Origin of the sequence: Vibrio sp. V38_P2S17PM301, assembly GCF_009904845.1 — a bacterium.
GTDB lineage: Bacteria > Pseudomonadota > Gammaproteobacteria > Enterobacterales > Vibrionaceae > Vibrio > Vibrio proteolyticus.
On sequence record NZ_WXWO01000034.1, the window covers coordinates 1 to 18,685 of the forward strand.

The following is an 18,685-nucleotide window of genomic DNA, read 5'->3' on the forward strand; positions in this document are numbered from 1 at the left end:
CCACGCTCGATACGGCCAGTTACTACTGTACCACGACCCTGGATTGAGAATACGTCTTCGATTGGCATCAGGAACGGCATGTCTACTGCACGCTCTGGCTCTGGGATGTAAGTGTCCAGTGCTTCTGCCAGTTCAACGATTTTCGCTTCCCACTGCTCTTCGCCATTCAGCGCGCCTAGTGCAGAACCTTGGATAACTGGTAGGTCATCACCTGGGAAATCGTACTCAGAAAGAAGTTCACGAACTTCCATTTCTACTAGTTCTAGTAGCTCTTCATCGTCAACCATGTCACATTTGTTCATGAATACGATGATGTATGGGATACCAACCTGACGGCCTAGTAGGATGTGCTCACGAGTCTGTGGCATTGGGCCATCAGTTGCAGCTACTACCAGGATACCACCGTCCATCTGAGCAGCACCAGTGATCATGTTTTTAACGTAGTCCGCGTGTCCTGGACAGTCAACGTGTGCGTAGTGGCGAGTTGGAGTGTCGTACTCTACGTGAGAAGTAGCGATAGTGATACCGCGCTCACGCTCTTCTGGAGCGTTATCGATAGATGCGAAGTCTTTAGCTACACCGCCGTAAACTTTAGCAAGAGTAGTACAGATAGCTGCAGTTAGAGTTGTTTTACCGTGGTCAACGTGGCCGATAGTACCAACGTTTACGTGCGGTTTCGTACGTTCAAATTTTTCTTTAGACATGAGTTGTCCCTCTAGGTACGGATTTAGGTGGCTTGAATGACCACGCAACCAAAAATTATTGGTAATAAAGTATATATCAAAAGGAAAACTTTGCTTAGAGCTGGTGCTGATAGGCAGACTCGAACTGCCGACCTCATCCTTACCAAGGATGCGCTCTACCACCTGAGCTATATCAGCACTCTAAATTGAGTGGAGCGGGCAGCGGGAATCGAACCCGCATCATCAGCTTGGAAGGCTGAGGTAATAGCCATTATACGATGCCCGCAACACGTAACTCTGAGAGCTATTTCCTTTGGAATATGGTGGAGGGGGACGGATTCGAACCATCGAAGGCAGTGCCGGCAGATTTACAGTCTGCTCCCTTTGGCCACTCGGGAACCCCTCCAAATTTTCGCCATTCTCACTACTATAAAGGAGAGAATGGTGCCGACTACCGGAATCGAACTGGTGACCTACTGATTACAAGTCAGTTGCTCTACCTACTGAGCTAAGTCGGCATAAGTGGTGCGCATTCTATTGAATGATTTTCAGGGTTGCAAGAGCAAAAGCGAAAAAATTGTGGATTTTGCCAAAAATCAGCGTGTTTGCTGATTTTTCACGCAAATTTCGTCTTTTAAGGCATTTCTGCAGCCTAAGTCGTTTGCATTATCGGCTCCTTGTTGTATGTTCGCTCCTCTTATTATTTCGATTTCGACAGAGTAGCTTATGAGTCCTTATCTTTCTTTCAGCCGTCATCAATGGGCAGAACGACGTAACTCTGTTCCTATGACGCTTTCTGAAGACGACTTGAAAGAGCTGCAGGGCATCAACGAAAACCTGACCATGAAAGAGGCTGTCGAAATCTATTTGCCGTTGTCGCGTCTGCTCAATTTGTACGTCGCCGCCCGCCAAAGCCGCAATACTGTGCTGAACCAGTTTCTGGGGAACACCCATGTCGCTCCGCCGTTCGTGATCGGCATTGCTGGCAGTGTTGCTGTCGGTAAAAGCACGACAGCCCGTTTGCTCAAAGCGCTGTTGTCTCGCTGGGAAAACCACCCGAAGGTCGAGCTGATCACCACCGATGGATTCCTCCATCCGAACCGGGTGTTGTTGGAGCGCGGGATTATGAAGAAAAAGGGCTTCCCGGAATCGTACGACATGAAACGTCTGGTGCAGTTCGTTTCCGACGTTAAGGCCGGCAAGCCGAATGTGATTGCCCCTGTCTATTCACACCTGACGTATGACATTACTGATGAAGTGAAAGTGGTCGACCAGCCAGACGTACTGATCATCGAAGGGCTAAACGTCCTGCAAAGTGGGATGGACTATCCCCACGACCCCCACCGGGTGTTTATTTCCGATTTTCTCGATTTCTCGCTCTACGTCGATGCCGAAAGCGAGCTGATCCAAAAATGGTACGTTGAACGCTTTTTGAAATTCCGCCAGGGCGCGTTTACCAAACCCGGCTCCTACTTCAGTCACTATACTCAATTAACCGAACAGGAAGCTGTCGACAAAGCACGGAACATCTGGCAATCGATCAACGGCATTAACCTGCAGCAAAATATCTTACCCACCAAAGAGCGGGCGCAGCTTATTCTGCGCAAAGGCGCGAATCATACCGTAGAAGAAATCCTGCTGCGTAAATAAAACCAAGCCCGGGCACGATCGGGCTTGTTGTTCTCAATGCGGCGCTCTGCCGTAACGGTTGTCCCCGTCACTGCCGCGCAAAAAACCACACTCGACCAGGATCCAGGCACCGCACAGCAGCGACGCCAGAGAAATCAGCGTCTGCCATAAATCCGGCTGCGCCATCTGAGTCGGCTCGCCGACCGGCACCGCCAGACGCGCCACCACCAGTGGCACGTTCAACAGCAACCACCAGCTTGATTTGTCCCGGTCATGCCAGCGTTTCGCAGTGATCGCCAGATCCGGGATCAGCACCAGCAACAAAAACACCGGCAACACCAGATGCGCGATGCCGGGAAACAGTTTATTGACCGCGGCAGCAAACAGCACAATCGCGGCGTAATACGCCAGATTCCACAGCCAGTAAGTCTGACGCCCCACCCGGCCCTGGAAAGAAAATAACAATTGTTGTATCGACATCGTTTTCACCTGCAGAATATTCACTCCCCGGAAATCGTATCTCCAGAAGCAACGGTTTAGTTTACCACTTTCTGAAAACAGGCTTTATCCATATCACGAATATTCACCGTCAGACTACGAACATGGCTGGCTTGCCTTTGCAGGGTATCGATCAATTGGCGGGACAAGTCACGTTTCTGCTCTTCAGTACGCCCTGCCAAGAGCTCAAAACTGAGGTGGATAAAATCAACACTGTCCCCTTCTTCACCAATCAACCAGTCATTGATGCGCACGGCGCGGGATTTGACGGACGCTAGCTCAAACAAACCGCTTTTCAACGCGACCTGATGTAAATCGTCCAGCAATCCGGGAATATTGACGCGCTCTTCCACTGAGTTTGAGTATTCCATGACAAGGTTGGGCATTGTGCTTCCTTACTGTTATTTCGCAAAGTATTGTCGTAAACCAAGCCTCAGTAATAGCAAGTCGGGCGGCAAAATCCGAGCACTGCACTATGATTCTGTTTACCAGATCACTCGCAAGCGGTCGCGACATTCCATAAAGACATGACTGGAATCATGATCTGGCCGATTTATTCTGTTATATTCTTTCGCAATTACGTTGATTTTTTACATTCATACACTTTTTACATTAAAGATAAGGGAGATATTCCTATGCGTCGTCCTGTAGTGATGGGTAACTGGAAACTGAATGGCAGTAAAGCAATGGTCACTGAACTGCTGACTGGTCTGAATGCGGAACTTGAAGGCGTGACTGGCGTTGACGTAGCGGTTGCTCCACCCGCACTGTACCTGGATCTGGCTGAGCGTCTGATCGCAGAAGGCGGCAACAAAATGATCCTGGGTGCACAGAACACTGACCTGCACAACAGTGGCGCGTACACGGGCGACATGTCTCCAGCCATGCTGAAAGATTTCGGTGCTTCTCACATCATCATCGGCCACTCTGAGCGTCGTGATTACCACAAAGAATCAGACGAGTTTGTTGCTCAGAAATTCGCGTTCCTGAAAGAAAACGGCCTAACGCCGGTATTCTGTATCGGTGAAACGGAAGCACAAAACGAAGCGGGCGAAACCGAAGCCGTATGTGCACGTCAAATCAATGCAGTGATCGACGCCTACGGCGTTGACGCTCTGAACGGCGCCATCATCGCTTACGAACCAATCTGGGCAATCGGTACTGGTAAAGCCGCAACAGCTGACGATGCACAACGCATTCACGCGTCTATCCGTGCTCTGATCGCCGTTAAAGATGCAGCGGTTGCAGAACAAGTCATCATCCAGTACGGCGGCAGCGTGAAACCAGAAAACGCAGAAGCTTACTTTGCACAGCCAGACATCGACGGTGCCCTGGTTGGCGGCGCATCTCTGGACGCGAAAAGCTTTGCAGCAATCGCCAAAGCTGCGGCAAAAGCCAAAGCGTAAGCGCGATTCGAACCAAGTTCGAATAGAGAAGGCCGGCATTTGCCGGCCTTTTTTGTTTCTGGTTTGTCTCCGACACAGGTTGCGAGTATCCTAGCTTTTTTCTCCAGCTGCTGTACCACCTATGCACGATAAACACGGCCTGCTCACGGCCCCCATTCCCGATGTGCTGCGTCAAATGACCGTACCGATGATCTTCGGCATGGTGGCGATCCTGATGTTTAACCTGGTGGACACGTTCTTTATTTCCCTGCTCGGTACCCAGGCGCTGGCTGCGATCAGTTTTACTTTCCCGGTCACGTTCGCGGTGAACTGCATCACCATGGGCATCGGTATGGGACTGTCTACCAGTATCGGCCGTTTGCTCGGTCAGGGGGATACCAAACATGCCGCTCGGGTTGCCAGCCATGGTCTGTTACTGGCGGTAGTGCTGGTAATGCTGGCGTCCGCTCTGGGACTGGTGAGCATCGACCCGTTGTTTCTGGCCCTTGGCGCCGATGAAACCCTTCTGCCCTTGATCCACCAGTATATGGACATCTGGTATCTAACCATCCCACTGCTGGTGATCCCGATGGCGGGCAACAGCGTGATCCGCGCCACTGGCGACACTAAAACCCCAGCGAAGATCATGATGCTGGCTGGTTTGATCAACGGCATTCTCGACCCTCTGTTGATCTTTGGCTATGGGCCTTTTCCGGAGCTGGGCATTCGCGGCGCCGCTATTGCCAGCGCGATGAGCTGGCTCGGTGCCTTAATTGGCTCGTTGTATATCTTGCTGCAACGCGAGAAGCTACTGGCGATGCCCAGCCTGTCTCGGCTGCTGCCCGACTGGCAACAAATCCTCAAAATCGGTACCCCCGCAGCGCTGTCCAATGCCATGAACCCACTGGCCGGTGCGGTCCTGATGATGCTGCTGGCCTCACACGGCACCGCCGCCGTTGCCGCGTATGGCGCCGCGCAACGCATTGAGTCAATTTTGATCCTGGTTCTGATGTCCCTGACCTCAGCTTTGACGCCGTTTATGGCGCAAAACTTCGGCGCCGGGAATCCGCAGCGCAGCTTTGGTGGTCTGTTTCTGAGCATGCGCTTTTCAATCGCGTTTCAGTTTTTGGTGTTTCTCGCCATGGTGCCGCTCAGTGTTCCTCTGGCGGCGTTGTTTTCTCAGGAGCAAACGGTGCGCGATCTGCTGTGGCACTACTTGTTGGTGGTGCCATTCAGTTATGGTTTTCAGGGTACCGTGATGATGCTGGTGTCCGGATTGAATGCGTTGCACAAACCGCTCAATGCTTTCCAGTGGAGCTTTATGCGTCTGTTCGTATTTACCCTGCCGTCAGCCTGGCTGGGTAGTCAGCTCCATGACGTTGAAGGCCTGTTTGGCGGCATTGCGCTGGGCAACATCCTCGGTGGCTTATTTGGTTATCTTTACGCGCTGCGCCTGCGTCGACAACACCATTCACTGCGTTCGAGCGAACCACAGACATAAAAAAACCGACCTCCGGTCGGTTTTCTTTTCAGAAATGGTGGTCGTTACAGCACTTCCAGTTCTTCTTCTTCGTCGCGCTCGATTTCAATATCCAGCGGCTCTTGAGAGAGGATAACGCCAGTGTTGTCGGCATACAGATAATCTTCCGGCAGGAAAGTGACGCCGCCGAAATTGACCGCAACATCGACTTCACCGATGCCTTGCTGCACTGCTCCGACCGGAATCGACGCCAGCGCCTGAATGCCGATGCTCATGTCTTCAAGTTCGTCCACTTCTCGCACACAGCCGTACACGACGATACCTTCCCATTCGTTCTCTTCAGCCAGAGAAGCCAGCTCTGCGTCAATCAACGCCCGGCGCAATGAGCCCCCACCATCAATCAGCAGCACCCGGCCCAACCCGTCCTGCTCAAGGACTTCGCGGATCATACCGTTGTCTTCGAAACACTTAACCGTCGTAATCTGACCGGCAAAAGACGCACTGCCGCCGAAGTTGCTGAACATAGGTTCGACAACATCCACCTGATCCAGATAGATATCGCATAACGCTGAGGTATTGTATTCCATAGCATGTCTTCTCTTACTGATAGTAATTACTTCCGAGTATATCTGGTCATTAAGTCAATGCAATGACAACCCGCAATTAACTCGTGATTGTTTGAGCTATAACCACTCCTGCAAACAACAGGTTAGTCACCAGAGAGCACTTAACGACCACTGGCATCATTGGTGCAATTTGAGCCGGTTGATCCGCGTGCCAGACCGCTTTGCCGTGTTTGTAGGTTACGATCAGGCTGAGCAGAAACGGTAAGCTGATCCACACCGGAGCCGGTTGTAAGCCCAGATAAAGCGCAAAAGCCAGCACCGCGCCCCCCAACAACACAAAGTGATACTGCTTGGCCCGGGTCTGCCCAAGACGCACCGCCACGGTGCGCTTACCACACGCCAGATCGTTTTCAATATCACGCATGTTGTTAATATTAAGTACAGCAACCGCCAGCAAACCGCAGCCGACTGCTGGCAGACTCAGCGCCGCGTCAATGCGTCCGGTGTGGAGGAAATAAGTACCGGCAACCCCCAGCAAACCGAAAAAGATGAACACGGAGATGTCACCCAGTCCCACATAGCCATAGGGTTTGTTGCCCACGGTATAAGCAATCGCGGCCAAAATCGCCAGCAAACCGAGTGCAATAAAGGCCAGAATACTGTGCAAGCTGTCAAGCGCGTAGAGCACCAACGCCAGACCCGCGATGATGGTCAGCACAATATTGATGCCGATCGCCTGACGCATCGACGCCAGTGACACCGCCCCGGATTGAATCGCCCGCATGGGCCCCAGGCGCTTATCGTTGTCGGTGCCTTTGACCGCATCACCGTAATCGTTCGCCAGGTTTGACAAAATCTGTAATAAGGTCGCGGTGACAAACGCCAACAATGCGACCGGAAGAGAAAACTGACCAAAAGAAAACGCCAGCACACTGCCGGTCAGAATAGAGACCAGCGCCAGTGGCAAAGTTTTTGGCCGGGCGGCATCAAGCCAGATACGTAATGACTGTTTCATGGACCTTATCATAATGCCCTAAGAGGTAGTGAAGATTGTGGCACATCAATGAATCCGCCGCAAAACGCAAAAAAGGCCACCGAAGTGACCTTTTTTCCAAATCCTAGCGGGATTACTTCACGCGACCCACGTATTCCGCAGAGCGTGTGTCCACTTTGATCACTTCGCCGATCTGAATGAACAGCGGAACGCGTACAACCGCGCCTGTGGTCAGTGTCGCTGGTTTACCACCGGTACCCTGTGTATCGCCTTTCAGGCCCGGATCCGTTTCAACCACTTCCAGTTCAACAAAGTTTGGCGGCGTCACTGCAATCGGGTTACCGTTCCACAGAGTCAGCATACACGTGTTGTTTTCCACCAACCACTTCGCGTTGTCGCCCACCGCTTTCATGTCTGCTGCGATTTGCTCGAACGTTTCGTTGTTCATGAAGTGGTAGAATTCACCGTCGTTGTACAGGTAGTCTAGATCGATATCCATTACGTCAGCGGTTTCAACAGAATCGCCAGACTTAAAGGTTTTCTCCAGAACTTTACCAGAAAGCAGTTTACGGATTTTTACACGGTTGAATGCCTGACCTTTGCCCGGTTTGACATACTCGTTTTCGAGAATGACACAAGGCTCATTATCAAGCATAATTTTAAGACCGCCTTTAAATTCATTCGTGCTAACTGTAGCCATTTTTTCCTCTTACCATTCTTCGAGTTAAATTTAATGCCGCACATAATAACCCGAAAAGTTGATTCTGTTGAGCAAAACTGGCTCAAACAGCTGGCAAACGCGATCTCGGATCCGCTCCAGCTCCTGAAGCAACTTGAAATCGACCCATCACCTTGGCAACACGGATTTGACGCAAAAACGCTCTTCGCACAGCGTGTGCCACAAAGTTTTGTCGATCGAATGGAAAAAGGCAATCCTCACGACCCGCTTTTGCGTCAGGTCCTGCCGCTGTCTGAAGAGTTTGACGTGCAGCCGGGGTATTCGACCGATCCGCTGGATGAGCAAAACAACGCCGTCCCCGGCCTGCTGCATAAATACCGTAACCGCGCGCTAATGATCGTCAAAGGCGGCTGCGCGATCAACTGCCGCTACTGTTTCCGCCGCCACTTCCCTTATCAGGACAACAAGGGCAATAAATCGGTGTGGCAGCAGAGTCTGGATTACATCGCCGCACAGCCCCAGCTGAACGAAGTGATCCTGTCTGGGGGCGACCCTCTGATGGCCAAAGATCATGAGCTGACCTGGCTGGTGGAGCACCTCGCCGACATCCGCCACATCAAACGGCTGCGGATCCACACCCGATTGCCGGTGGTGATCCCAGCCCGGGTTACCGACACCTTGTGTCAGTTGCTGGCCACCAGCCGTCTGCAGGTGGTGCTGGTGACGCACATCAATCATGCCCAAGAGATTGATGACGATCTGGGGAACGCCCTGCGCAAGCTCAAAGTCGCCGGTGTAACACTGCTCAACCAGAGTGTTCTGCTCAAAGGCGTCAACGACAACGTCGATAGTCAGGTTGCTCTCAGCGAAGCCCTGTTTGATGCCGGTGTTCTGCCTTACTACCTGCATGTCCTGGACAAAGTTCAGGGCGCGGCCCACTTTTTTGTTTCCGATGACGACGCCCGCGCACTGATGGCCGGTCTGATTGCACGGGTATCCGGCTATTTAGTCCCGACCCTGACACGGGAAATCGGCGGCCGGACAAGCAAAACGCCACTTGATTTGCATCTGGAATAACACCAACAAACCTGTTCGTGTCGATTAAAAACATTTGTTCGCACCCTGCCGTGAATCTTTGCATACTCCGCGCTTTTGGGAGGCCAATATGCCAATTTCCATCGCGCCATTTTTTGACCTAGGGCCCTTTAGCTGGCTGGCCCTGTTCTGCTGTGCCCTAAACGGCGCTCTGATCGGCGCCGAGCGGCAGACCCGGGGGAAGCCCGTCGGTATCCGCACCTCGATTCTGGTCATCGCCGGTACCTATCTGTTCATGTCGATGGCGGTCACGCTCTCGCCCAACACCTTAGATCAGGCCCGGGTACTCGGCCAGATCATCACAGGGGTCGGCTTTCTCGGTGCAGGCGTCATGATGACCATGGACGGAAAAATCCACGGTGTTACTTCTGCGGCGGTGATCTGGGTACTGGCCGCGCTGGGGATGATGATCGGCCTGGGTTACTGGCAGCAGTCGATCCTGATCACTGTGCTGGCCCTGAGTGTGCTGCTCGGCGTCGACAAAGCCGAAAACCATTTTCAGGCGCTGCGCCGCGGCGTTCATCAGCGCTTTCGCAGTCGTAAAGTACCACCACGCCACAGCAGCGAGACGTAGATAGCATAAAAAAACCACCCAGACGGGTGGTTTTTTTCATCTCGATGAGTCGGTGCTTAGAACAGTTCGTTCGCCACCTGGTACAAATCTTCACGTACCGGACGCTTCATGTTCTCAATCGCATCGATGATGTCGTGGTGCACCAGTTGTTCTTTCTGGATACCAACACAGCGGCCGCCGTGTCCGTCCAGCAGCAGGTGAACCGCAAAGTTACCCATGCGAGATGCCAGTACACGGTCAAATGCAGTTGGACGACCACCGCGCTGGATGTGACCCAGTACAGTAGCTCGGGTTTCACGCCCAGTCGCCGTTTCAATCTCTTTCGCCAGCTCGTTCGCATCCATCATCAGCTCAGTCAGTGCGATGATCGCATGCTTTTTGCCTTTGGCGATACCATCTTGAATGTTGTTGATCAGCTTATCCATATCCAGACCGGTTTCCGGGGTGATGATGTATTCACATCCGCCCGCAATCGCCGACATCAAGGTCAGGTCACCACAGTGACGGCCCATGATTTCCACGATAGAAATACGCTGGTGCGAAGACGACGTGTCACGCAGACGGTCAATCGCGTCGATCACTGTGTTGAGTGCCGTCAGGTAACCGATGGTGTAATCTGTTCCCGCAATGTCGTTGTCAATGGTGCCCGGCAGACCGATACATGGGTACCCCATTTCAGTCAGCTTTTTCGCCCCCATATACGAACCGTCTCCACCAATCACCACCAGCGCATCAATGCCGTGTTTCTTCAGGTTCTCAATCGCTTTCTCACGTACCGCAACGTCTTTGAACTCAGGGAAACGAGCAGAGCCCAGGAACGTACCGCCTTTGTTGATCACATCCGATACGCTCGAACGATCCAACTTGACGATACGATCTTCATAAAGACCCAGGTAGCCGTCGTATACACCGTATACTTCCAGACCTTCAGATAGTGCCGTGCGAACCACGCCACGAACCGCAGCGTTCATACCAGGTGCGTCACCGCCACTTGTTAGTACACCGATCTTCTTAATCATTCTCACCCTCGATTTTTGGGAATTTAATATCAAATTTTGATTCAGGCCGCCCGACTGAGCCACCCTCAGAAACTGTGCTTTATGTTACCTTTACCGCAAAGGAATACTACTGTTATTTGCACGAAATCATGTAAGTTTTCTACTTATGTAAAAGTATTACAGCTTTGTGCGAACACTTTGTTGATGCACATCAGAATCAGGTTTATTTCTTCCGCAGCAGAAAAGATAGCCAAGAACTGTCGGTTTGTCTCGTAAACCTCGTGCTACTAGAAGTCTTCACGTTTTTGCGCCCGCTCTGGACCAAACACAACCGAGAAAGGATCCTGATGAATTAAGACGTCCGCTTCAGGAAAAAGCTGTAACAATTTTTCTTCCGCTTCGTCAGAAATACGATGTGCTTCAATCAACGGAATCTGGTCCTCCAGTTCCAGGTGCAACTGGATAAATCGCACTGGCCCGGACATCCGGGTTCGCAACTGATGCACACCCAACACGCCGTCCACTTCAAGGCAGGACAAGCGGATCTGCTCCAGCTCTTCCTCCGGCAACTGTCGATCAAGCAGGATCTGAGTTGCTTCGGTGATCATCCGGAATGCACTATAGAGAATGTAGATCCCGATCCCGACCGCAAACACCGCATCCGCCTGTTTCAGGCCAAACCAGCTCAACCCCAACGCCACCATGATCGCGATGTTCATGTAGAGATCCGACTGGTAATGCAGCGAGTCGGCAGCAATCGCCTGGCTGCCGGTCTTGCGCACCACGTACTGCTGAAAACGCACCAGCGCAAACGTCACCACAATGGCAAACAGGCTGACGTACACCCCGTATTCCGGTGAGGTCAGTTCGTGCGGGCGAAAGAAGCGGTCCACCCCATTGAGGATCAGAAAACAGGCTGAGCCGGAAATGAACATCGCCTGCGCCAGTGCGGCCAGCGATTCGGCTTTGCCGTGGCCAAAGGTGTGCTCGCGATCGGCCGGCTGCACCGCATAGCGCACCACGATCAGGTTGACCACCGACGCCGCAATGTCCAGCAGCGAGTCGATCAGTGACGCCAGCAAACTGACAGAACCGGTCACCCACCAGGCAAAGATTTTCACGATCAGTAACAAGGTCGCGACCGTCGCCGCAGTCCAGGCCGCCAGGGTCACCAGGCGCGCATAGTCTTTCTTCATAACGTGTTCACAATAACCAGAATAATCTATCAAGTATAACGTGCTCATTGTGAAACAAAAAAGCAGCCTTAAGCTGCCTTTTTGAGGTCGGTATCGCGTTATTTTTGCTCGGCACGCTTTTGCATCCGCTCGTGCATTTTCGCCTGACACTCCTGCATACGCTCTTGTTTCAGTTCCGCGTACTGGGTTTTCTGCTCCGGCGTCAACACACTCAGCATCTTGTGCTGACGGGCCATCATTTGTACCCGGCGCTCAGTTTGCTTTTCGACCATCTGTTTGGCCAGTGTGTTGGCTTGTGCCTGATCAAAATTGTCGGCCAGCAGCAATTGCTGGACCTGAGCATGGTACGCCTGCATTTCAGCCTGACGTGCTTCGTTATTGCCGGCAAACTTAGCTCGCATCTCCTGACGCCCTTGTTCACGCATCGTCTTGAGCTGGTCCTTCTGCGCGTCCGTTAGATTCAGCTCTTTAAAAATGCCCCGGTCAGAGGCACATTTGCCGAACTCACCACCGTGATGACCTTCGCCGCCTTTACCACCAAATGCCCACGCACTCGCGGTGCCCAGAGTCAGTGGCAGAACGACCGCCGCCAGAATCATTTTCTTTGCCATTTTCATAATCAGTCCCTCTTGAGGATAGTCTTGTTCATGCATGCCGCTCTCTGCAGCGCTTGAGTGTAGAATACGTCGTGGTGAGTAAAGCAACGTTTAGCCAGCGTAAAGAATCGTAAAGAGTGAAAATCGCGCTGAAACCCAATCATTTTTCGCAGTAATATAAGACCAGAGCGAGATAACAGAGGCACACCCATGGCGCACATTCTTTTAATTGATGACGATACCGAGCTGACCAGTCTGCTGCAGGAAGTCCTGAGCTTTGAAGGCTTCACTGTCTCGGAGGCCAACGACGGCGAAGCCGGTCTGGCAGCGCTGTCTGAGGAAATCGATTTGATCCTGCTGGATGTGATGATGCCAAAACTCAACGGTATGGAAACCTTAAAACGTCTGCGTCACGATTGGGAAACCCCGGTGCTGATGCTGACGGCCAAAGGCGAAGAAATTGATCGCGTGGTGGGGCTGGAACTCGGCGCCGATGACTATCTGCCTAAACCGTTCAGCGACCGTGAGCTACTGGCCCGGATCCGCGCCATCTTGCGTCGCACCCAGCACAAAGCCAGTGGCCGCCACAGCGACAGCCTGTGTTATCAGGACATCGAAATCTTTCCCGGACGCCAGGAAGCTTACTGCAGCGGTCAGTTGCTCGAGCTGACCACCACCGAATTCGCCCTGCTGACGCACTTAGTGCAAAACCCCGGGGTGACTCTGACCAAAGACGCCCTCAGTCTGGATGTGCTGGGAAAACGTCTTGCGCCCTTTGATCGTGCCATTGATATGCATGTCTCCAACCTGCGAAAGAAACTGCCAGAACGCGAAGATGGCAAATCGCGCATCAAAACCCTGCGTGGTCGCGGTTACCTGCTGGTTGAGGAGGACTGATGCGTCTGCCGAAAATCACCAGCCTGTACGGGCGGATCTTTGCGATTTTCTGGTTCACCATGGCTCTGGTGTTGCTCGCGGTATTGTCACTGCCTCACCTCGACCCTCGCAAAGCGCGTGACATTCCCGCCGACCACCTGCAGCGCATGCAGCAGGCGCGCGATCGGGTTGAGCAGCGTTTTGCCAACGAAACCGATCTCAGTCGGATTCTGTTTCGCCTTGACGCCCATGAAGGCGGCCCTCGCGATCCCAAGCCCCGCCTGTTTCTGTCCGATACCGACGGCACTATCCTTACAACTCGCCGTCACACCGATTTTAAACTCAAGGCGCTGCAAAACTTCGTCACCGGTATTGAACCGGACTCACCGCCTAAACAGCGCCTCTACGGCCGCTATATGATTGGTGGCCCGCTCCCCATCACTCTGGCCAATCAGGATCTGCGGCTCTACTTCGGTTTCCGCTGGAATGAGCCGCCGCCGTTTCTGCTGCGTCTATTCGATAAGCCGTTCCAATTGCTGCTGGCAGTCATGGCGGTAAGTACGCCGCTGCTACTGTGGCTGGCCTGGGCGCTCAGTCAACCCGCACGCAAACTGGAACTGGCCGCACGCCGGGTCGCCAGCGGCGAGTTTGTCGTCGACCCGAAGCTGGAAAAAGGCACCTCAGAATTTCGTCAGGCCGGCGCCAGCTTCAACCAGATGGTCGAAGCGGTCAACCAGATGATTTCCGGTCAGCAGCGTCTACTGTCGGATATCTCACATGAGTTGCGCTCTCCTTTAACCCGCTTACGGATGGCCAACGCGTTGGCGGTGCGCAAACAGGGCAACAGTCAGGAGCTGGAGCGTATTGATACCGAAGCCCAGCGGCTGGAAACCATGATCGGTGAACTGCTCGAGCTGTCGCGCATGCAGGCCGACAGCCACCTCAGTCGCGAAGTGCAGCCGTTGTCCAGTCTGTGGGAAGAGCTGCTGAGCGACAGCCAGTTTGAGGCCGAGCAAATGGGTAAAACCCTGACTTTCTCCGCCATTCCTGATCGTCACATCTCCGGCAATCCACAACTGCTGATGAGCGCGGTGGAAAACATCATCCGTAATGCGATTTACTATGGTCGGGATCGGGTTGATGTCCAGTTGAGTGAGCATGGCGACATCCTGATCATTCAGGTCGAAGACAATGGCGATGGCGTGCCAGACAGCGAACTTCGGGACATCTTTCGCCCATTTTACCGTGTCTCGACGGCTCGTGATCGTCACTCGGGCGGCACCGGACTGGGGCTTGCGATCACTGAAAGTGCGGTGCGCCAGCACAGCGGTAGCATCACCGCCAGCCGCAGTCAACTGGGCGGGTTGAAAGTATGTATCGAGCTGCCTTTGGTGGTAGGGTGAAATACCCCCACAAAAAACCAAGTTGATAATGAGATTTATTATCACTAAAGTGAATTCAACTTTTAGGAGGATTCACTATGACGCATTTGTTCCCTGATCTGCCCTACGACTACGACGCGCTGGAACCGTACATCGACGCCAAAACCATGGAAGTACACTACAGCAAGCACCACCGCACCTACTACGACAAATTCCTTTCCGCCATCAAAGGCAGTGAACTGGAGACCACCCCGCTGAGCGAGATCTTCGCTCAGGTTTCCACCCTGTCGCCGGCGGTACGCAATCATGGGGGGGGTTATTTCAACCACATTCTGTACTGGAACTGTATGTCCCCTAACGGTGGTGGCGAACCGGATGGGGCTTTGGCAGAGGCCATTGATGCCCGCTTTGGCAGCTTCAGTGCATTTCAGGATGCCTTTACTCAGGCGGCAATCAATACGTTTGGGTCCGGCTTCGCCTGGCTGGTGGTGCGTGACGGCCAGCTGCATATCAGCAGCACCCACAATCAGGACAACCCGCTGATGGACGTGGCCGAGGTACGTGGTGAACCCATCTTGGCGCTGGATGTGTGGGAACACGCCTATTACATCCGCTATCAGAACCGTCGTCCGGAATACATCGACGCCTGGTGGAATGTTGTGGACTGGCAAACGGTCGGCGAACATTACGCCGTGGCACTGGCGCAGGGCGCCTGATTTCAGTGTGGCGGGCCAGCCCCGCCGCCTAATGCCTTCGCTGCAGCGCGCGAAGCTCGCATCCTGTGTCTACTGGGGTATACTCATGGCTATCGTTCTCAATGACTCTGCAACACCATGTTTGATATCGCTCTGTACGAACCTGAGATTGCGCCGAACACCGGCAACATTATCCGTCTGTGTGCCAATTGTGGCGCCAACCTGCACCTGATTGAGCCGCTGGGGTTTGATCTGGAAGAGAAAAAAGTGCGCCGCGCTGGTCTGGATTACCACGATCTGGCCCGGGTGACCCGGCACAAAAATCTCGACGCGTTCTACGCTTACTTGCAGCAACATCGCCGCGATGGTTACCGTATTTTTGCCTGCACCACCAAAACCACGGGTCATCATGTCGATGCCCATTTTCAAGCAGGGGACGTATTGCTGTTTGGTCCGGAAACACGCGGCCTGCCCGCGGAGGTAATCGAAAGCCTGCCGATGGCGCAGCGCATCCGTATCCCGATGATGCCCGATGCGCGCAGCCTTAACCTGTCCAATGCAGTGGCGATCATCGCCTATGAAGCCTGGCGACAACTCGGCTTTGACGGCGCGCAGTAACCGTCACTGAATAAAAAAACGCGCGGCTCAGGCCGCGCGTTTACGGTTAATTGAGTTTATTCCGGTCATCGTCGTCTTTGCGTTCGTATTCCCCTTCAAAGGTATTGCCGTTTTTGTCGGCATTGAACGGGTCGCGCTCAAACGGATTTTGATCGAACGGGCCGTTGGAATAACCGCTGTGGAATCCTCCTCCAGAGACCGTTTTGACCACCATTTTGCTCATCAGGTACTTGGCGATCACCGCACGCGGTGCCGGCAGCAGAATCAACATACCCAACGCATCGGTCATAAAACCTGGCGTCAGCAGCAACACCCCGGCCACCGCCAGCATCACACCTTCAAAGATCTGTTGCGCCGGCACTTCTCCCTGTTGCAGACGCGACTGGACGGTCATCAAAGTTTGCAAACCCTGACTGCGCACCAACGACGCGCCGACAAATGCGGTGATCAACACCAGCGCGATGGTCGGCCACAAACCAAGGACACCGCCCACCGAAATAAACAGGCCAATTTCAATGATCGGCACCACGATAAATAACAATAATAAGATAGGAAACACATGCCCTCCTTTGTTTCCTACACCTTAGCGCCTTGCCCAGGCGCCTGCAAGGCTGCGCAGATGCATAAAGTGTTGCGGTATATTGCGTCAGGTCACGGAATTTATTTCCCCTTTTTTCATATACATAGTTAGCCCCCTCACGAGAGAGTGGCGATATATTGGTCAAACCGCATTGCGTAGTCTAAATTACTGTCAATCATAAATACTCAACTAATACCATATGAAGCGTGTGTCGAGCATCCTCAACAAGATGGTTATCGTGTGGACGCTGGTATCTCTGATACCGGCGGCGTACTACTTTTACATGAGCGCCAAATCGCACACGTTTCTGCTCGCCAGAATGGAAGCGCAGGGGTTGCAGTTTCTCTCCCATGTCGACGTCAAAGCCACGCAGTTACACGATCATCTCGATCAAACAGTTCGCGAACTGAGCCGCTCTAAACTGATCCATGATTTTGCTAAATCCCCCACCGAACAACGCCGCCAATACCTCGAAAGCCAGTGGCTCCTCAATGCCGTGAATTCCACCTACTTTTACCAGCTGCGTTACATCGACACCCGTGGCATGGAAGTGATCCGGGTCGAATACGATGCGCTGAACAAACGGGCACTGGTGGTGCCGCCAAGTCAGTTGCAGAACAAATCACAACGCGATTATTTCCGTTACGCCCAACAACTCACCGGCGGAGAACAGGGCTATTTCGGGATTGATATTGAGTTTGAGCATGGCAAACCCGTGATCCCGTACAAACCGGGCTTTCGGATTCTCTACCCGATTGAAGATAACGGCACCCGGCTGGGCTACTTTGTGGCGAACCTGCACGTACTGGAGATCATTGCCGCCATCACCGACAATCAACAGAATATGAACGTGCATTTCGTTGACGATCAGGGGTACTTTACCCTCAGCAGCGACAGCCAACTGCTGTTTGGCGACATTATCCGTGCCCGTGCGGGTGACAACATCCCCAACCACAACCCGGAACTGTGGGAACATATGCAGGCGCACCTGAATCAGGAAGGCAGCGTCATGACCTTGCAGGGTCTGTATGTTTACCGGCCGTTCAATCAACAGATTTTTGCCAACGTCAACAGTCTTACGATGCTGGCCTACTACCCACCCAGCGTGGTCGATGCGCTCTTCCTGCCCATGCAACAGGACATCATCAGTGAAACGTTCATTCTCTGGCTGTTTCTCGGACTGGTCGCCGCGATCGTTGCCATGCACTGGGATGATCGCCAGCGGATCAAAACCAACCGCACCTTTGCCCAGCTGGCGATTGAAAACGGCGGCGCAGTGGCACTGACCGACAATGAGCACTACATTCTGCGCGCCAATGCCCAATTGAACGAACTGGTCGGTCTGCACAGCGCCAGCGAAGTGCTGAAAGGACATAACCTGCTTGATTACCAGCCAACTCAGGCGGCGCGGCGCCAGTTGGCGAAACAGTTGGAACTGGATGGCCGCTGGAAAGGCCAGCTGACTCTGTTAAGTCAGGACAACACCCCCACTATCTGCGAAGCCGAAGTGCGCGCCCTGCCGGGCAAATTCACCAAAGTCGACTATTTCATTTACTCGTTTACCGACATCTCTCAACACCACATGAAGATTGCCGAACTGACCGAGCAAACCGAGCGCGATCCGGCCACTTCGCTGTGGAACAAACGCAAGTTTGATGATCACCTCCGCTACCAAGCCCGCCTTCACCAGCGCTACCCGGATCACCCGCCCGGCTGTCTGGCGATCATCGACATTGATGAATTCAAGCAGGTCAACGACAGCCAGGGGCATGCCTTCGGTGATGAGGTCATCACGTACGTCGCTAGCCAGCTCACCGCTTTGCTGCGCGATACCGACATGGTGGCCCGCATCGGTGGGGATGAATTTGCGGTTATCATCCAGCACATTGAACTGGATCAGGCCTTCAAACTGATGCAACGGGTCAGTGAAGCCATTACTCAGGGCGCCAGTTATCCCATCACCCTCAGCATCGGACTAGCCCGCCTCTGTGAGGATGCATCCGCCACTTTCAGCCGTGCCGACGGCGCTCTGTATCGCTCGAAAAACACCGGTCGAAATCAGGTTTCTGCGGACCATTTTCCGCACTTTACCGTGGTGGAAAACTAGCGGATGAGAATTTCGTTAGATTTGCTCCAAAAGGTGATCTAGTTACTATTTTTA

At 53.1% G+C, this 18,685-nt stretch carries 20 protein-coding genes and 4 tRNA genes; 10 read left to right on the forward strand and 14 right to left on the reverse strand.

The genetic code is table 11. The features are described 5' to 3' along the window. The 5 genes from CAG64_RS07715 to CAG64_RS07735 all read right to left on the reverse strand — a co-directional run. A partial coding sequence (locus CAG64_RS07715) for a GTP-binding protein (RefSeq protein ID WP_161489294.1) occupies positions 1-704 on the reverse strand: 704 nt, incomplete at its 3' end. 101 nt (positions 705-805) lie between these two features. Beyond that, positions 806-881, reverse strand: a tRNA-Thr gene (locus tag CAG64_RS07720). A 13-nt stretch (positions 882-894) separates the two neighbouring features. Then, positions 895-969, reverse strand: a tRNA-Gly gene (locus CAG64_RS07725). Between the two features lie 35 nt (positions 970-1,004). Further along, positions 1,005-1,089: transfer RNA gene (locus CAG64_RS07730), tRNA-Tyr, on the reverse strand. A gap of 36 nt (positions 1,090-1,125) precedes the next feature. Continuing rightward, a tRNA-Thr gene (locus CAG64_RS07735) sits at positions 1,126-1,201 on the reverse strand. Positions 1,202-1,409: 208 nt separating this feature from the next. On the opposite strand from CAG64_RS07735, the gene coaA reads away from it, so the two are divergent. Continuing rightward, positions 1,410-2,333 (forward strand): type I pantothenate kinase, encoded by a 924-nt coding sequence (coaA, locus tag CAG64_RS07740; protein WP_021707262.1) that lies wholly within the window; start codon positions 1,410-1,412, stop codon positions 2,331-2,333. 33 nt (positions 2,334-2,366) lie between these two features. On the opposite strand, the gene CAG64_RS07745 is transcribed toward coaA, so the two are convergent. Both CAG64_RS07745 and CAG64_RS07750 read right to left on the reverse strand, forming a co-directional pair. Next, positions 2,367-2,792 (reverse strand): DUF805 domain-containing protein, encoded by a 426-nt coding sequence (locus tag CAG64_RS07745; protein WP_040903221.1) that lies wholly within the window; start codon positions 2,790-2,792, stop codon positions 2,367-2,369. 56 nt (positions 2,793-2,848) lie between these two features. Continuing rightward, positions 2,849-3,196: a 5-carboxymethyl-2-hydroxymuconate Delta-isomerase gene (locus CAG64_RS07750; RefSeq protein WP_021707260.1), complete on the reverse strand. Its 348-nt coding sequence runs from the start codon at positions 3,194-3,196 to the stop codon at positions 2,849-2,851. Positions 3,197-3,445: 249 nt separating this feature from the next. Between CAG64_RS07750 and tpiA the strand changes: the two genes are divergently transcribed. Further along, positions 3,446-4,216: a triose-phosphate isomerase gene (gene tpiA, locus CAG64_RS07755; RefSeq protein ID WP_021707259.1), complete on the forward strand. Its 771-nt coding sequence runs from the start codon at positions 3,446-3,448 to the stop codon at positions 4,214-4,216. A 121-nt stretch (positions 4,217-4,337) separates the two neighbouring features. Further along, on the forward strand, positions 4,338-5,696 hold the full coding sequence (locus CAG64_RS07760; RefSeq protein WP_021707258.1) for an MATE family efflux transporter: 1,359 nt from the start codon (positions 4,338-4,340) through the stop codon (positions 5,694-5,696). Between the two features lie 44 nt (positions 5,697-5,740). On the opposite strand, the gene rraA is transcribed toward CAG64_RS07760, so the two are convergent. The 3 genes from rraA to efp all read right to left on the reverse strand — a co-directional run bounded on the left by rraA (position 5,741) and on the right by efp (position 7,935). Continuing rightward, complete coding sequence (gene rraA / locus CAG64_RS07765) at positions 5,741-6,262, reverse strand: ribonuclease E activity regulator RraA (RefSeq protein WP_021707257.1); 522 nt, start codon at positions 6,260-6,262, stop codon at positions 5,741-5,743. A 76-nt stretch (positions 6,263-6,338) separates the two neighbouring features. Further along, positions 6,339-7,256: a 1,4-dihydroxy-2-naphthoate polyprenyltransferase gene (locus CAG64_RS07770; RefSeq protein WP_021707256.1), complete on the reverse strand. Its 918-nt coding sequence runs from the start codon at positions 7,254-7,256 to the stop codon at positions 6,339-6,341. A 112-nt stretch (positions 7,257-7,368) separates the two neighbouring features. Further along, positions 7,369-7,935: an elongation factor P gene (gene efp / locus CAG64_RS07775; protein WP_021707255.1), complete on the reverse strand. Its 567-nt coding sequence runs from the start codon at positions 7,933-7,935 to the stop codon at positions 7,369-7,371. A 33-nt stretch (positions 7,936-7,968) separates the two neighbouring features. Here efp and epmB point away from each other — a divergent pair, with 33 nt between their 5' ends. Together epmB and CAG64_RS07785 are read left to right on the forward strand one after the other, a co-directional pair. After that, complete coding sequence (epmB, locus tag CAG64_RS07780; RefSeq protein ID WP_161488860.1) at positions 7,969-8,991, forward strand: EF-P beta-lysylation protein EpmB; 1,023 nt, start codon at positions 7,969-7,971, stop codon at positions 8,989-8,991. A gap of 88 nt (positions 8,992-9,079) precedes the next feature. After that, a complete protein-coding gene (locus tag CAG64_RS07785) occupies positions 9,080-9,583 on the forward strand; it encodes an MgtC/SapB family protein (protein ID WP_021707253.1) in 504 nt (167 codons plus the stop codon). A gap of 56 nt (positions 9,584-9,639) precedes the next feature. On the opposite strand, the gene pfkA is transcribed toward CAG64_RS07785, so the two are convergent. The 3 genes from pfkA to CAG64_RS07800 all read right to left on the reverse strand — a co-directional run bounded on the left by pfkA (position 9,640) and on the right by CAG64_RS07800 (position 12,394). Next, complete coding sequence (gene pfkA / locus CAG64_RS07790) at positions 9,640-10,602, reverse strand: 6-phosphofructokinase (protein WP_021707252.1); 963 nt, start codon at positions 10,600-10,602, stop codon at positions 9,640-9,642. 266 nt (positions 10,603-10,868) lie between these two features. After that, a complete protein-coding gene (gene fieF / locus CAG64_RS07795; RefSeq protein WP_161448513.1) occupies positions 10,869-11,777 on the reverse strand; it encodes a CDF family cation-efflux transporter FieF in 909 nt (302 codons plus the stop codon). Positions 11,778-11,875: 98 nt separating this feature from the next. Then, positions 11,876-12,394, reverse strand: a complete 519-nt coding sequence (locus CAG64_RS07800; RefSeq protein ID WP_021707250.1) for a CpxP family protein — start codon at positions 12,392-12,394, stop codon at positions 11,876-11,878. A gap of 189 nt (positions 12,395-12,583) precedes the next feature. Here CAG64_RS07800 and CAG64_RS07805 point away from each other — a divergent pair, with 189 nt between their 5' ends. The 4 genes from CAG64_RS07805 (at position 12,584) to CAG64_RS07820 (ending at position 15,944) form a co-directional block, all read left to right on the forward strand. Next, positions 12,584-13,270 (forward strand): response regulator, encoded by a 687-nt coding sequence (locus tag CAG64_RS07805; protein ID WP_021707249.1) that lies wholly within the window; start codon positions 12,584-12,586, stop codon positions 13,268-13,270. Beyond that, complete coding sequence (gene cpxA, locus CAG64_RS07810; RefSeq protein WP_161448515.1) at positions 13,270-14,652, forward strand: envelope stress sensor histidine kinase CpxA; 1,383 nt, start codon at positions 13,270-13,272, stop codon at positions 14,650-14,652. The genes CAG64_RS07805 and cpxA overlap by 1 nt, the downstream gene beginning before the upstream one ends. Before the next feature lie 77 nt (positions 14,653-14,729). Then, positions 14,730-15,347, forward strand: a complete 618-nt coding sequence (locus tag CAG64_RS07815; RefSeq protein ID WP_161448517.1) for a superoxide dismutase — start codon at positions 14,730-14,732, stop codon at positions 15,345-15,347. A 117-nt stretch (positions 15,348-15,464) separates the two neighbouring features. Further along, positions 15,465-15,944, forward strand: a complete 480-nt coding sequence (locus CAG64_RS07820; RefSeq protein WP_161448519.1) for a tRNA (cytidine(34)-2'-O)-methyltransferase — start codon at positions 15,465-15,467, stop codon at positions 15,942-15,944. Between the two features lie 46 nt (positions 15,945-15,990). Here the strand turns inward: CAG64_RS07820 and CAG64_RS07825 are convergent, their stop codons facing one another. Then, a complete protein-coding gene (locus CAG64_RS07825; protein ID WP_021707245.1) occupies positions 15,991-16,503 on the reverse strand; it encodes an FxsA family protein in 513 nt (170 codons plus the stop codon). Between the two features lie 220 nt (positions 16,504-16,723). Between CAG64_RS07825 and CAG64_RS07830 the strand changes: the two genes are divergently transcribed. Continuing rightward, positions 16,724-18,631, forward strand: coding sequence for a sensor domain-containing diguanylate cyclase (locus CAG64_RS07830; protein WP_161448521.1), 1,908 nt, complete (start codon positions 16,724-16,726; stop codon positions 18,629-18,631). The last annotated feature ends 54 nt before the right edge of the window (positions 18,632-18,685 follow it).